The sequence below is a fragment of the Veillonella agrestimuris genome, assembly GCF_943193065.1.
GTDB classification, from domain to species: Bacteria; Bacillota; Negativicutes; order Veillonellales; family Veillonellaceae; genus Veillonella; species Veillonella agrestimuris.
The window spans coordinates 19,701-34,085 of the sequence record NZ_CALPCS010000004.1; the positions used below are offsets into that span (position 1 = coordinate 19,701).

Here is a 14,385-nt window from a genome sequence, read left to right on the forward strand (position 1 = left end):
ATGGTCGATGAAAGTAGAAAAGCCTTAAAACACTATAATTAGACAGAGTAAAAAAGAGAGGTAGTCTATTGTTTAACGAAGAAGTCTTAGACTTTATAAAAATAAAAGAAGAGTTATCCAATCACTGTAGCTCTACTATCTCTAAAGAATTAGCCTTAGAATTAGAGCCTATGACCGATAGAAAGCGTATTCAAGAAGCTTTAGATGAAACAGCAGAAGCTGTGCGGTCATGGCAAACAGAGATTGAACAACCCCTAGGAGGTACGCGCGATATTCGAGAAGCATGCCAGAAGAGTAGAAAAGATTTCGTTCTTACCCGAGAAGCCTTGTGGGATATTTATATCACTATTGGTGCATATAAGCGAATGATGAAATTTTTTAATACTAAATATATGGAATATCCACTTTTATCATTGTGGTTGCAGGATATGCCGAATACGGACCGACTAGAGCAAAGATTTCGACGCGTTTTTGATGATAAAGGGGAATTATTAGATACGGCATCGCCTAAACTCGCGGCTTTACGCAATACCATTAGTAAAACGAGAGATCGTATTAAACATGATATTCAGACGATTTTACACGATAAAGAGAATCAAAAATATTTCCAAGAAATGATTGTAACTCAGCGTAATAATCGCTATGTAATACCAGTGAAGCAAGAATACCGTCAATATTTTGATGGATTGATTCACGATCGTTCTGCTACAGGCCAAACCTTATATATTGAACCTATGCGTCTAGTCAATTTAAATAATGAATTGCAAGAAGCGTTGATTGGAGAAGAGCAAGAAGTATTACGTATTTACAAAGAATTGTCAGTGCTCGTTAAACAACATAGCAATGATTTAATGGATGCCTCTGAAAAGGTATCACATATTGAATTTGTTTATGGTAAAGCAAAATTGGCATTAGTCCAAAAAGCAGTACAAGCTGTATTAAGCGAAACGAGAGAAGTCAATTTGATGAGTGCTCGTCATCCTTTGATTCCAGCTAATATTGTTGTTCCTACACAGATCCGATTAGGTACGGATTACCGTATATTACTGATTACAGGATCTAATACAGGAGGTAAAACAGTATCCCTAAAAACATTGGGCCTACTATCATTAATGAATCAAAGTGGACTATTTATCCCTGCAGAAAATGGATCTATATTGCCTATATTCCAAAATATTTTTGCCGATATTGGTGATGAGCAAAGTATTGAAGCTAGCTTGAGTACATTCTCTGCTCATATGACGCAAGTTATTTCTATTATTAAACATTGTGGTCCTAATGACTTAGTATTGCTTGATGAACTCGGTTCTGGCACTGATCCAGAAGAAGGTAGTGCCTTAGCTGTATCTATCCTTGAGTTTTTCCGCCAAAAAGGGGCTCTTATGATGGTAAGTACCCATTATAATGAGTTAAAGAATTACGCTTATCACACGGATGGTATAGAAAATGGTCACGTCGAGTTTGATGAACGCACATTGAAACCCACCTATCGCCTTCACATCGGTGTCGCAGGTAGTAGTCATGCTTTAAGTATTGCCGCTCGCTTGGGATTGCCTAAAGATATTGTAAACAGAGCGAGAGAGTATAAGTCTCAATTTGGAAATAGTGAAATGGAAGCTGTTCTATCGGACTTAAATGAACAATTGCGGAAAGCGTCTGAACGAGAACGAGCTTTGAAAAAAGAACTGGATGAAACTCGTCGTCTTCGTGGTCAATTAGAGCGAGAAAAGAAACAGTTTAATGACAAGAAAAAACAAATACTTTCAAAGACGCAAGAACAAGCAGAAGCACTAAAACGATCCTTGCGTGTTGAAGGGGAAGCGATTATTAAGCAATTGAAATCTCAATTCTCCGAAACAAATAAAGATAAACGGAACTCTGTCATTCAAGCAGCTCGTAAAGGCATATCTAATGTAGAAGTGCCAGAAGCACCGATGGATGATGAGAGACAATCCCTATCCTTGGAGAATGTGAAGGTAGGAGACGTTGTCTTTATTACAACCCTCCGTTCGTTAGGTTCTGTATTAGCCATTAAGGGCAATAAAGTAAGTGTCGACATTAATGGATTGACGGCTACTGTTAAATTGTCTGAATTACAAAGTACGACTCGAGAAGAGTCGAATAAGGTGAAGAGAGAATCTGCTGCGCCACAACCGAAAGCAAGAAAGAAAGCTGTATCACAAGTGCAACGTCAAAAAGAAGTCCGTACAGAAATTAATATTCTAGGTCAAACTGTAGATGAAGCAACTGTATCGGTGAGTCGATTTATTGATCAAGCCTTGTTAGGCGGGATTAATCAAGTTCGCATTATCCATGGTAAAGGTACTGGAGCTCTTCGAGAAGGGGTACACCAGTACTTAAGAACTTTGCCGCATGTAGCTCATTTTGAAACGGCTGGCTACGATGAAGGTGGAGCGGGTGCTACTAATGTAGTCCTAAAATAACTTTTCTTCTATAATCTATAAATTGTTATAGTAGAGCATAAAAAAGAGGCATCCATTTGTTTGGATGCCTCTTTTGCTATCTATTATCAGACTCTTTCTTTTTCTTACTGTCTTCTTTTTTAGAAGATTTAGCTTCTTCTTTCGGAGCTTCTTCTTTAGAATCATCTTCTTTTACAGTTTCTTCAGATTTTTTATTGTCTGATTCTTTTTCTTTAGTCTCTTCTTTTTTTGATTCCTCTTTTGGTGGAGGTTCCGGTGTTGGATTACGATAACCTTCGTTGATAATCGATTGTGCGTTAGCTGGTACAACGAAGTCTGAAGCCGGTGTATTAGCTAATGCATTAGCCATAAATTGGCCCCAAATAATAGCTGGCGTAGTACCACCAGTTATGCCGTGCAATGTTTCTGCGCCATCGTCATCGCCAATCCAAACAGCTGCTACAAGATCTGGTGTATAACCAACAAACCAAGCATCTTTGGAATCATCTGTAGTACCTGTTTTACCAGCTACTGGACGGCCAATATAGGCATTTGTACCAGTACCATTAGTCATAACAGATTCTAACATATTGGTAAGGACAGCAACGTCTTTTTCTTCGACTACGCGTTTCTCATCAATGGAATGTTCTTCTAATACTTGACCATTGCGATCTACGATTTTTACAATAGCCGTAGGATTTACTTTTATACCGTTATTGGCAAGAACGCTATACGCTGCAGCCAATTCAAGAGGGGATACACCATGTGTTAAGCCACCGAGAGCAGTAGATAAGTTATTATCGCTTTCTGTGAGAGTCGTAATACCCATATCTCTTGCTAAGTTAAGAATTTTTCGCATCCCTACATCATCAGCAATTTTTACAGCTGGTACGTTACGAGATTGTTGTAATGCGTAACGATATGTCATAGGTCCTTGGAAATCTCTAGAGTAGTTTTGTGGTTGCCAACCATTGAAATCGATAGGGCTATCATCAACGATAGAACCAGGTGTTTTACCAGATTGAAGAGCCGCTAAGTATACGAATGGTTTCATGGCGGAACCTGGTTGACGTTCTGCTTGTGTAGCGCGGTTAAATGAGTCATTACCACGACCACCTACCATAGCTACAATATAGCCATTGTGAGGGTTGATAGCTACAATAGCACCTTGTGGTTGTTGTAAACCATTGTCATCAGTGTAGTAGTCAGGCAAGTTTTGCATCGCTGCTACAGCTGCGTTTTGCGCATCCATATCGAGAGTTGTATAGATTTTTAACCCATCTTTATAAATGGCATCATCGCCGTATTTTTCAGAAACTTGAGCAATAATATAGTTAATGAAGTACGATGCATTACTGCCTTCGTGTGCTTGTTCTTTTCGTTCAATGAGGCCTAAATCAGCATTTTTAGCTTCATCTGCTTCTTCTTGGGTAATATAACCGTATTTTACCATCTGTCCTAATACAACAGCTTGGCGTTGTTTGCCCGCTTCTAAATTATTGAAAGGGGAGTAGTAGTTAGGACTTTGAGGAATACCAGCGAGCATCGCACTTTGAGCTAATGTTAAATCTCGTGCATCTTTGCCAAAATAAATTTGAGATGCTGCTTGTACACCATAAGCGCCTTGCCCAAAGTAAATCTGGTTCATATACATTTCGAGAATCTCATCTTTTGTGTAGTGTTGCTCGATGCGAATCGCCAAAAGTGCTTCGGAAAGCTTACGTTTAATCGTTCTATCTTGCGATAAAAATGCATTACGCGCTAGCTGTTGGGTAATGGTAGAACCACCTTCAGATACGCCACTATTGACGATATTTACCCAAATAGCACGAAGTACACCGATTGGATCGATACCATTGTGATTATAGAATCGAGAGTCTTCTGTAGCGATGAACGCATCTTGTAAATTTCTAGGCACATCTTTCAACGGTACAGGTAATCTATTTTCTGCGGAATGAACATTAGTAATTAAATTGCCATGCACATCATAAATTTGTGATGCTGCAGCAGGGCGTACATTAGATACGTCTGGCAAATTAGACATAGTGGCACTAATAAAACCACAACCACCGCCTGCAATAATAATGAGCAGTAGCATCACAATCATCCACATAGTACGTTTAGCGGATGTTTTGGGAGAACTCGATTTAGTTGTCGACTTTCGACGCGTTCTCGTATTAGAGTTATTACTCATAGAGTCACCTCGTTTTATGTAAATATTGTGCAATACATATTGTTACACAGTTGTAAATATTATATCATATTCACACATAAAACGAATACTATATATAATTGTGAAAGCCTTTTTATAATGGTATACTAGATAATAGATTTTAGTAGGAGGATATCCATGATTACAGCTCAAGAACAAGTGCGTCAAATTAAACACGGCGTTGCTGAATTAATTAATGAAGCAGAATTGCTAAAAAAAATTGAACGATCCCTTAAAGAAAATAAACCTCTCGTCGTAAAACTCGGTTTAGACCCTACGGCGCCAGATATTCATTTAGGACATACTGTACCATTGCGCAAACTTCGTTTGTTCCAAGAATTTGGTCATCAAGTAGTTATTGTCATCGGTGGTTTTACAGCTCGTATCGGTGACCCATCAGGTAAAAGCGTAACTCGTCCACCATTGACAAAAGAACAAGTATTAGAAAATGCAGCGACTTATAAAACACAAATCTTTAAAGTATTAGACAAAGAGAAAACCATTGTACGCGACAATAGTGAATGGCTTGAAGACATGAATTTTGCTGACGTATTGCGTTTAGCTGGTTCTTACACCGTAGCCCGTATGATGGAGCGGGACGATTTCAATAAGCGTTTTAAAGAAGGGCGTCCTATTGGTGTGCATGAATTCTTATATCCTTTAATGCAAGGTCATGACTCGGTAGCCCTTAAAGCAGATGTAGAATTTGGCGGTACTGATCAAACCTTTAACTTGTTGATGGGCCGCCATTTACAAGAACAAAATGAACAAGAACCACAAGTTGTTGTTACAATGCCTCTTTTAGAAGGTCTTGATGGGGTTCAAAAAATGAGTAAGTCTTTAGGTAACTACATTGGTATCGATGAAGCGCCTAAAGAAATGTACGGTAAAGCTATGTCTATTCCTGATGAATTGATGATGCGATACTTTATGCTCGTTACTGACATGTCTATTGAAGACCAAGAAGCTATGGCTGAGCGACTTGAATCTGGTGGTTTACATCCAAGAGATGCCAAAATGTTATTGGCTCGTACTATTGTTCGTTTGTATCACGGTGAAGAGGCTGCTATGGAAGCAGAGGAAGAATTTAAACGAGTATTCCAACAACGAGCTATGCCGACAGATATTCCTGAAGTTGAAGTGGCCCAAACTAGCGACGCTATTTTTGTACCACAATTCTGTACAGATCACGGCCTTACAAGCAGTAATGGAGAAGCGCGTCGCTCCATTAAAGCGGGGGCTTTCAAAGTGAATGGCGAAAAATATACAGAAGAGAACTTAGTTCTTGAAGATGGTATGGTTTTACAAGTGGGTAAACGAAAGTTTATAAAAATTAAATTCAACTAAAAGCAATTAAATGAGACCATTGCAGTAGGCACAATAGAATCTATTGTGCCTACTTTAACAATTATTTATAAGTCACAGTATGTGGGCAAGAATATTGCTTAGTCAACCAAATGGCTTATCTTACAGTATGTGGAGTTATGATTATGAGCAAAGAACTTTCAACTTTTTTATCCCAAAGAACCTCTGATGTTATTACCGATATTGATGCTATTTGTGCTGCTGTAGCAGTGCCACTAGTAGAAATTAATGGAGAAGATCATCTACTATTTACTGTGCGGAGCTTAAATTTACGTCGTCAACCTGGCGAGATTAGTTTTCCTGGAGGCCATTATGAGCTTGATGACCCTACAGGTGCTGATGCTGCTATTCGAGAATGTAGCGAAGAATTAGGTATTTCTATCGATCAAATTGAGCTCATAGGACCTATCGACTGTTTAATTTCCGCTATTGGTGTAAAATTACATGCTGTAGTGGTGCGATTACATACCACAGAGTATCATCCTAATCCTGATGAAGTGAAGGAGATTTTTACAGTTCCTTTGCGGGAGATGTTAGCCATTGAGCCTGTAGTTGGTCATTTGGATATAGGTACAAAACCTAAAAAAGATTTTCCTTATCACTTACTAGAAGGCTATCATATTGATTGGAAAATTAGACAAAACTATTCTATCTATTTTTATCCCTATGAAGAGTATACGATTTGGGGGCTTACAGGCCGTGTTTTGAAAAACTTCCTCGATATTTATAAAACAATGTAGTCGATATATATGTACAGATTAGATAATTAGAAAATATAAAAATCCTACCTAGGCAAACATAATGGTTTGCCTAGGTAGGATTTTATTATTCTATATTTTGAATATAAATTGACAGAATTTTAAATAAGGTATACTATTTATTTGTAAAACACATATTGTGTTGCACTAATTGAAGTTAGGAGGTTCTTTATGAATCGTGAAACAGCTTATGTACTATGGTTTGATGAATTAAGACGAGAAGATGTAGATTTGGTAGGTGGTAAATCATCGTCTTTAGGTGAATTAACATCTGCTACTAATGTGCCTGTTCCTTATGGCTTTGCTACAACAGCATATGGATATCATCAATTTATGAGAGAAACGGGGCTTGAAGAACGTATTCGCATTGAACTAGAAAATTTAGATGATGTAGAAAACTCCGCAGTGCTTCGAGAAGTATGTACTAAAATCAGAAAAATGATTTGTGCTGAAGATATGCCACCATTATTGGCTGAATCAATCCGCAATGCCTATGAAGAATTAGGAAGAAAAGTAGGCGAAGAAAATCCTTTTGTAGCTGTTCGATCTAGTGCTACTGCAGAAGATTTGCCAGATGCAAGTTTTGCAGGGCAACAAGACACGTATTTAAATGTGCGCGGAGCGGATACGATCATTGAAAAGGTAAAAGAATGTTATGCATCAACTTTTACTGACAGAGCGACCTATTACCGCGTAAAACAAGGTTTTGATCACATGTCGGTAGCCTTGAGCGCGGCTGTACAGATGATGGTATTCTCTAAGTCCGCTGGTGTCATGTTCACTGTCGATTTAGTGACTGGCGATGATAATAATATTCTTATCGAAGGTTCTTGGGGCCTCGGTGAATATGTCGTGCAAGGTACAGTAACGCCAGATAATTTCCGAGTAGATAAAACAAAAATGGTCATTACTGATCGCATGATCAATGACAAGCATATCCGTCTCGTTCGCCAAGAAGGTGGGGACTGTATCGAAGAAATGGTTCCTCCAGAGGAAGCGAAAGAGCAAGTTATTTCTGATGCACAAGTATTGGAACTTGCTAATTATGCGAAAGCCATTGAAGAACATTATGGTTGCTACATGGATATGGAGTGGGGTGTAGACGAGCGAAATGATAAAATTTGGATTTTACAAGCTCGTCCTGAAACAGTATGGTCTCGAAAAGAGAAACCAGTTATTCAAACTATGGCTACAACAAGTGCAGCAGATAGTGAAATTATAGTAAAAGGTCTCCCTGCATCACCTGGTAAAGCAGCAGGTAAAGCACATGTTATTATCAATCCAGAAGATATTGATGACTTTAAAGAAGGAGAAATCCTTGTTACTGCTATGACTGCTCCTGATTGGGTGCCAGCTATGAAAAAAGCAAAAGCTATCGTTACTGATGCAGGAGGTATGACTTGTCATGCTTCCATCGTAAGTCGCGAGTTAGGCATTCCTTGTATTGTAGGCACTAAGAGCCGTAGTTTTGAAGCTACTACATCTATCAAGGATGGTCAAATGATTACGGTAGATGCTACAAATGGCATCGTATATGATGGCATATTAGAAGATGTGGTGAAAACGGCAGCCTCACAAGAGACAACACCAGCAGTTAGTGAATATATTCCTGTTACAGGAACGAAAGTATATATGAATTTAGGCGATCCTGATTTAGCAGAAAAATATGGCGTCCTCCCTTGTGATGGAATTGGTTTGATGCGTGAAGAGTTTATTTGGACTACCTTTATTCATGAACATCCATTACATTTAATTGAAACCGGGCGTAGTGATGTAGCTGTTAATACATTGGCAGAAGGAATGAGAAAAGTATGTCAAGCTTTGGCGCCTCGCCAAGTTGTTGTACGCTTAAGTGATTTTAAATCTAGTGAATATAGGGATTTGACAGGTGGTGACAAATACGAACCTCATGAATCTAGTGCTCTTCTTGGATGGCGTGGAGCATCTCGATATTATGATCCTAAATATTTACCAGCTTTTAAATTAGAATTAGAAGCCATAAAAAAAGTGCGTAATGAATATGGATTTAAAAATCTCCAAGTAATGATTCCTTTCTGCCGCACTGTAGAAGAAGCAGAATTAGTGACAAATTTGATGGCTCAAGAAGGTCTGGTGCGAAGCAAAGATTTTAAAGTTTGGTTGATGGCTGAAATTCCATCCAATATTATTTTAGCGGACCAATTTAATCAATACGTTGATGGCTATTCCATTGGTTCTAATGATTTAACTATGTTGGTTCTTGGTTGTGACCGAGATAATGAAACGGTACAGCATATTTATGATGAAAGAAACTTAGCTGTTCGTCGAGCTATTCGTCATCTCATTGAAGTAGCTCACAAAGATGGCAAAACTGTATCTATTTGTGGACAAGCGCCAAGCGTATATCCTGAGCTTTGTGAATTTTTAGTAAAAAGTGGTATCGATTCTATTTCTGTTAATCCAGATGCTGTTAAGAGCACGAAAAAAATGGTGGCTCAAATCGAACAACGTATCATGCTCGATGCTGTGACTGGCCGTGGTCGTGCCGATGACGATGAACTGATATGGTAATTTTCCCTTAATGTAGTTGCTCATATGGAGGAGACCTAAGGTCTCCTCTTTTTCTTGAGTCACACATAGGTTATAATAATACTATATGTGAAAGGAGGTTAGGGTGTGAAGCTTTCAAAACGTCAGGAAGATATTGCCCTTATTGTGCGTGAAAAGGGACCTATTACCGGTAGTGAAATTGCAGAATATTTAAAAGTGAGTCGTTCTGCATTGCGATCTGATTTAGCCGTGCTTACCATGATTGGCGTTCTAGATGCGCGTCCTAATGTAGGCTATTATTATGTAGGGTTATCCCAAGAGACACAAACGGCAGAAACATTGCGGTCGTATAAAGTAAGAGATGTGCTGTCACAAGCCGTCGTCGTATCGCCTAATACGAGCTTATATGATACGATTGTTACTATATTTACAGAAGATGTAGGAACGATATTGGTTTGTGAAGAATCTTATTTAGCAGGGGTTGTATCGCGTAAAGATTTATTGCGTGCCTCTATGGGGCAAACTGATGCTCATACCATGCCTATTTCTATGATTATGACTCCTGTTAGCAAAGTGATTGCTGTGGAGCCAGATGATTCGTTGGTGGAAGCAGCACAAAAGATGATCGATTATGAAGTTGATTGCTTGCCTGTCATCGTCCGCGAAGAAGAGGATTCGAAGAAACGGGTTACTGTTGTAGGCCGCGTGTCTAAGACAACGGTAACAAAAATATTTTTAGAGTGCAGTATACATGAGGTTTAACTGATGGCAGAAAAAATTATTTATGCAATTTCTGACTCCTTAGGGGAAACTGTAGAGTCTGTAGCGAGAGCGACAGCGAGTCAGTATGATAAGGAACAAATTGAAATTGTTCGCATTCCTTATATTGAAAGTGAAGAGCAAATTGATGAAATTGTAGAAGATGCAAAACAAGGTCAACATGTGATTTGCCATACTATTATTTCACCAGCTTTGCGTACGTATTTACATGAAAAAACAGCAGAATATAGTATTCCTGCCGTTGATATTATGGGACCTGTACTAGATGCAGTAGGTACTGTAGCGACGACAAAACCTAGAATGACAGCTGGTATGGTTCATAAACTGGATCAAGAGTATTTTAAGAAAGTAGAAGCTATTGAATTTGCTGTAAAATATGATGATGGTAAAAATCCATCTGGTTTTGAAAAAGCAGATGTCGTTATTATCGGTGTATCTCGCACGAGTAAAACACCGTTATCTATGTTCTTAGCGTATAAAAAAATTAAAGCCGCTAACTTGCCTCTCGTACCAGAAGTACCATTGCCAGAAGAGTTATTTAATATTCCTTCTAATAAAATTGTAGGTCTTGTTATTGACCCTTATAAATTAAATAATATTCGCAGTGAAAGATTGCGTGCTATCGGCTTAGAAGATGAAGCTAATTATGCGTCTATCGAGCGTATCAATGCTGAATTAGAATATGCAAAAGCCGTTATGCGTCGACTTCACTGCCAAGTATTAGACGTATCTAATAAATCAATTGAAGAAACTGCATCTTTAGTTATGCAATTAGTTGATAAAAATCGTATGTCTGAAGGTAAATAAAAAAGGAAGACTTATGTCTTCCTTTTTCCGTATGTGATGATGAGATACTGCGAGGTATTATGAATATTAGAGAAAGTATTGAAGAACAAGAAGAGCTTCTATTATCTCCGTATGCAGCCAAGAGTAGACATGCTCAACGAGATATAGAAGAAGAACCCGATCCATTGCGGACGGCTTTTCAACGTGACCGAGATCGCATTATTCACAGCAAGTGTTTTCGCCGCTTAAAACATAAAACACAGGTGTATATAGCGCCAGGTGACCATTATCGGACTCGTATGACTCACACCCTAGAAGTAGGTCAAATTGGTCGGACTGTAGCAAGGGCATTGCGCCTCAATGAAGATTTAGTAGAAGCTATTGCTATGGGCCATGATGTAGGTCATACACCATTCGGCCACGTAGGCGAATATGCACTGCGAGATTTAGTAGGTCACTTTAACCACAATGAGCAAAGTTTACGGATGGTAGAAGTATTAGAAAAACATGGCAATAAACAGGGATTAAACTTAACGAAAGAAGTACGCAATGGCATTTTAGGTCATACGGGTGAAATGATACCATCTACTTTAGAAGGTCAAATTATTCGCATTGCCGACCGCATTGCTTATTTGTGTCATGACTATGATGATGCGCAGCGTGCCGGGATGTTGAAAGCCGAAGATTTACCAGAAGAAGTACGTACCTATTTTGGTGATACTCCATCTAGCATGATTACAGCTATGGTAAAAGACATGGTAGAACAGTCTTGGGATAAGCCAGTTATTTCTATGTCAACTAATATTGAAATGACTATGAATATATTGCGGCAATTTATGTTTAAACACGTCTATTTGGCGCCTGCTTTGATTCCAGATCGAAATAAGGCCGCTCATGTGGTTAAAAATTTATTCCATCATTTTATGGAACATCCTGAAGATATTGAAACCTATGTAGAGCGGGATGGCGTCTATTCGACAGTAGATATTGTTGATTATGTAGCAGGCCTTACCGATCAATATGCTATCAAATTGTTTAAAAAATATTATATTCCTAATATTACTTTGTAATGTAGGCAAACAAAAAGACCTTACCATTGGTAAGGTCTTTTTGTTTAAGAGTACATGTACTTTTTATTTTACGCGCGTGTAATTTTATTAGAACGAAGGCAGCGTGTGCATACGTTTACTTTTTTTGTAGCACCGTCTACAACCGCCCGTACTCTTTGAATGTTCGGTTTCCAAGTTTTTCTTGTGCGAATGTGAGAGTGACTCACGTTCATACCGCTAGATGTGGATTTGCCACATACTTCGCAAAGGTTTGCCATAGTTTCCACCTCCAAGCTTAATCTATAACATAACAAAAGTATATTATCATAAACATATGTTTTAAGCAAGCTTTTTTAGCATGTAACTTTATGTTCTTATTAGGCATATCTTGTTATTCTATGTATACAATACACATGAGCACAACTAATTGTATAAAGTTTACCTAACTAGTATAATTTTACTTATAAGGAAATGGACAGTGTAGATAGAACCTTGTCTTTGGAGATTGGAGGTAGACGACTATGTATATTGATTTAAATAGTGATATAGGAGAAAGCTTTGGTGTCTATACATTAGGATTAGATAGAGAAGTATTGCAATACGTATCGAGTGCTAATATTGCTACTGGTTGGCATGCAGGTGATCCTCTTATTATGGATGATACGGTACAAACCTGTAAAGAGCTGGGTGTAGCAGTAGGTGCTCATCCAGGTTATCCTGATTTAATGGGTTTTGGTCGTCGGAAAATGGATATTACTCCTAAAGAAGCACGTGCTTATATGCTATACCAATTGGGAGCTATGCATGCGTTCGCTGCGGCTCATGGGGTACCGGTACAACACATGAAATTACACGGTGCCTTTTATAATACTGCTTGTGTGACCCCGCATTTAGCAGATGCTATTATTGATGCCATGGAATCATATGGTCGCTCTGTTTCTATTATGGCTTTAAGTGGCAGTTATTTAGCTCGTACTGCGTTAGACCAAGGCTTACCTGTCATTCAAGAAGTGTTTGCTGACAGAGGTTATACCGAAGAGGGGACTTTAGTGCCTCGCAATGAACCGGGTGCATTTATTAAAGATCCCAAAGAAGCGTTAGAACGAATTTTACAAATGATAGAATATGGAGAAGTAACGACGGCATCAGGGGCAGTCATTCCTATTGTAGCAGACTCGGTTTGTGTTCATGGGGATAACCCTGAAGCAGTACAATTTGTACGACAACTTCGAGAAGGTTTAGAACAATCGGGCATTACAGTCTGTAACTTTTTGCAGAGACAATAGGAGGTTATTATGAAATCTAGGAATCTATCTGTTTTAATAGGAGCAGCCTTTCTGATGGCTACATCCTCTATTGGTCCAGGATTTATGACACAAACGGCAGCCTTTACAGGTTCATTAGGGGCAGATTTTGCTTTTGTTATTTTTATATCTGTTATTTTTTCATATATTGCGCAACTTAATGTTTGGTCTGTTATTGCTGTATCAACTATGCGTGGTCAGGATATAGCGAATTGTGTATTACCTGGGTTAGGCTATTTTATTGCATTCTTAGTAGCTTTAGGTGGTCTTGCTTTTAATATTGGTAATATTGGAGGCGCTGCTATTGGTCTGAATGTTATTTCTGACTTAGACTATACTTTGGGAGCAGGTCTAAGCGGTATTTTAGGGATTCTTGTATTTACCTCTAAAAAAACAGGATCTATGTTAGATAAAATCACACAAGTATTAGGGGCTTTAATGATTGCCTTAATTGGCTATGTTATGGTCGTGTCTGAACCGCCTGTTGGTGAGGCTGTACATCGCATGATTATACCTGAATATGCAGACTTTCTGGCTATTATTACATTAATTGGTGGTACTGTAGGGGGCTATATTATGTTCTCTGGTGGTCATCGACTCATTGATGCTGGTGTAGTAGGCATGGAGAATTTAAAAGATGTCCGCCGTTCTGCTATTATGGGCATGACTGTAGGGACGGTTATGCGTGTTTTACTATTTTTAGCTGTCTTAGGCGTCGTGTCTCGAGGCTTTATGCTAGATCCACAAGACCCAGCAGGCTCTGCATTTTTACAAGGGGCAGGAATGATGGGGTACAAATTATTTGGTGTTGTATTCTTTTGTGCTGCTTTAACTTCTGTTATTGGTGCTGCTTACACATCTGTATCTTTTTTGAAGACTTTAATTCCTTTTGTAAATGATCACGAAAAATTGATTACTATGGCATTTATTTTCGTGTCTACTATTTTATTCTTATTTTTCGGAAAACCTGCTACACTACTTATTTTAGCAGGTGCTTTGAACGGGCTTATTTTACCAATTACTTTAGCGGTTATGCTAGTAGCTACGAAAAAACAATCAATTGTAGGGGATTATAAACATCCTGCTACGCTCTATTATTTAGGCTGGATTGTTGTAGCTGCTACAGCGTATATGGGAGTTACATCTCTTAGTGCCATTAGCAAACTATGGTAAGGAGGT

At 38.6% G+C, this 14,385-nt stretch carries 11 protein-coding genes; 9 read left to right on the plus strand and 2 right to left on the minus strand.

What is annotated here, in order from left to right:
• Positions 1 to 68 precede the first annotated feature (68 nt).
• The gene (locus NFR29_RS02710) at positions 69 to 2,444 is read left to right on the plus strand and encodes an endonuclease MutS2 (RefSeq protein ID WP_251422870.1); all 2,376 of its coding nucleotides are present in this window, start codon (positions 69 to 71) and stop codon (positions 2,442 to 2,444) included.
• A gap of 76 nt (positions 2,445 to 2,520) precedes the next feature.
• Here NFR29_RS02710 and NFR29_RS02715 read toward each other — a convergent pair whose 3' ends face one another.
• A complete protein-coding gene (locus NFR29_RS02715; RefSeq protein WP_251422873.1) occupies positions 2,521 to 4,617 on the minus strand; it encodes a transglycosylase domain-containing protein in 2,097 nt (698 codons plus the stop codon).
• Between the two features lie 156 nt (positions 4,618 to 4,773).
• On the opposite strand from NFR29_RS02715, the gene tyrS reads away from it, so the two are divergent.
• From tyrS to NFR29_RS02745, 6 genes are all read left to right on the plus strand, one after another.
• Entirely contained in the window at positions 4,774 to 5,982 is a 1,209-nt protein-coding gene (gene tyrS / locus NFR29_RS02720) for a tyrosine--tRNA ligase (RefSeq protein WP_251422876.1), read from the plus strand.
• A gap of 143 nt (positions 5,983 to 6,125) precedes the next feature.
• Positions 6,126 to 6,740 (plus strand): NUDIX hydrolase, encoded by a 615-nt coding sequence (locus tag NFR29_RS02725; protein ID WP_251422879.1) that lies wholly within the window; start codon positions 6,126 to 6,128, stop codon positions 6,738 to 6,740.
• Positions 6,741 to 6,929: 189 nt separating this feature from the next.
• Positions 6,930 to 9,308: a phosphoenolpyruvate synthase gene (gene ppsA, locus NFR29_RS02730; protein WP_251422882.1), complete on the plus strand. Its 2,379-nt coding sequence runs from the start codon at positions 6,930 to 6,932 to the stop codon at positions 9,306 to 9,308.
• A 105-nt stretch (positions 9,309 to 9,413) separates the two neighbouring features.
• A complete protein-coding gene (locus NFR29_RS02735; RefSeq protein ID WP_251422885.1) occupies positions 9,414 to 10,049 on the plus strand; it encodes a helix-turn-helix transcriptional regulator in 636 nt (211 codons plus the stop codon).
• A 3-nt stretch (positions 10,050 to 10,052) separates the two neighbouring features.
• The gene (locus NFR29_RS02740) at positions 10,053 to 10,874 is read left to right on the plus strand and encodes a pyruvate, water dikinase regulatory protein (RefSeq protein ID WP_251422888.1); all 822 of its coding nucleotides are present in this window, start codon (positions 10,053 to 10,055) and stop codon (positions 10,872 to 10,874) included.
• A gap of 59 nt (positions 10,875 to 10,933) precedes the next feature.
• The gene (locus NFR29_RS02745; RefSeq protein WP_251422891.1) at positions 10,934 to 11,923 is read left to right on the plus strand and encodes a deoxyguanosinetriphosphate triphosphohydrolase; all 990 of its coding nucleotides are present in this window, start codon (positions 10,934 to 10,936) and stop codon (positions 11,921 to 11,923) included.
• A gap of 68 nt (positions 11,924 to 11,991) precedes the next feature.
• Here the strand turns inward: NFR29_RS02745 and rpmB are convergent, their stop codons facing one another.
• Positions 11,992 to 12,180 carry a 50S ribosomal protein L28 gene (gene rpmB / locus NFR29_RS02750; protein ID WP_005386334.1) on the minus strand — a complete coding sequence of 63 codons (189 nt, stop codon included), beginning with the start codon at positions 12,178 to 12,180 and terminating at the stop codon, positions 11,992 to 11,994.
• Positions 12,181 to 12,423: 243 nt separating this feature from the next.
• Between rpmB and NFR29_RS02755 the strand changes: the two genes are divergently transcribed.
• Complete coding sequence (locus NFR29_RS02755; protein WP_251422894.1) at positions 12,424 to 13,188, plus strand: LamB/YcsF family protein; 765 nt, start codon at positions 12,424 to 12,426, stop codon at positions 13,186 to 13,188.
• Positions 13,189 to 13,197: 9 nt separating this feature from the next.
• Positions 13,198 to 14,379, plus strand: coding sequence for an NRAMP family divalent metal transporter (locus NFR29_RS02760; RefSeq protein ID WP_251422897.1), 1,182 nt, complete (start codon positions 13,198 to 13,200; stop codon positions 14,377 to 14,379).
• The last annotated feature ends 6 nt before the right edge of the window (positions 14,380 to 14,385 follow it).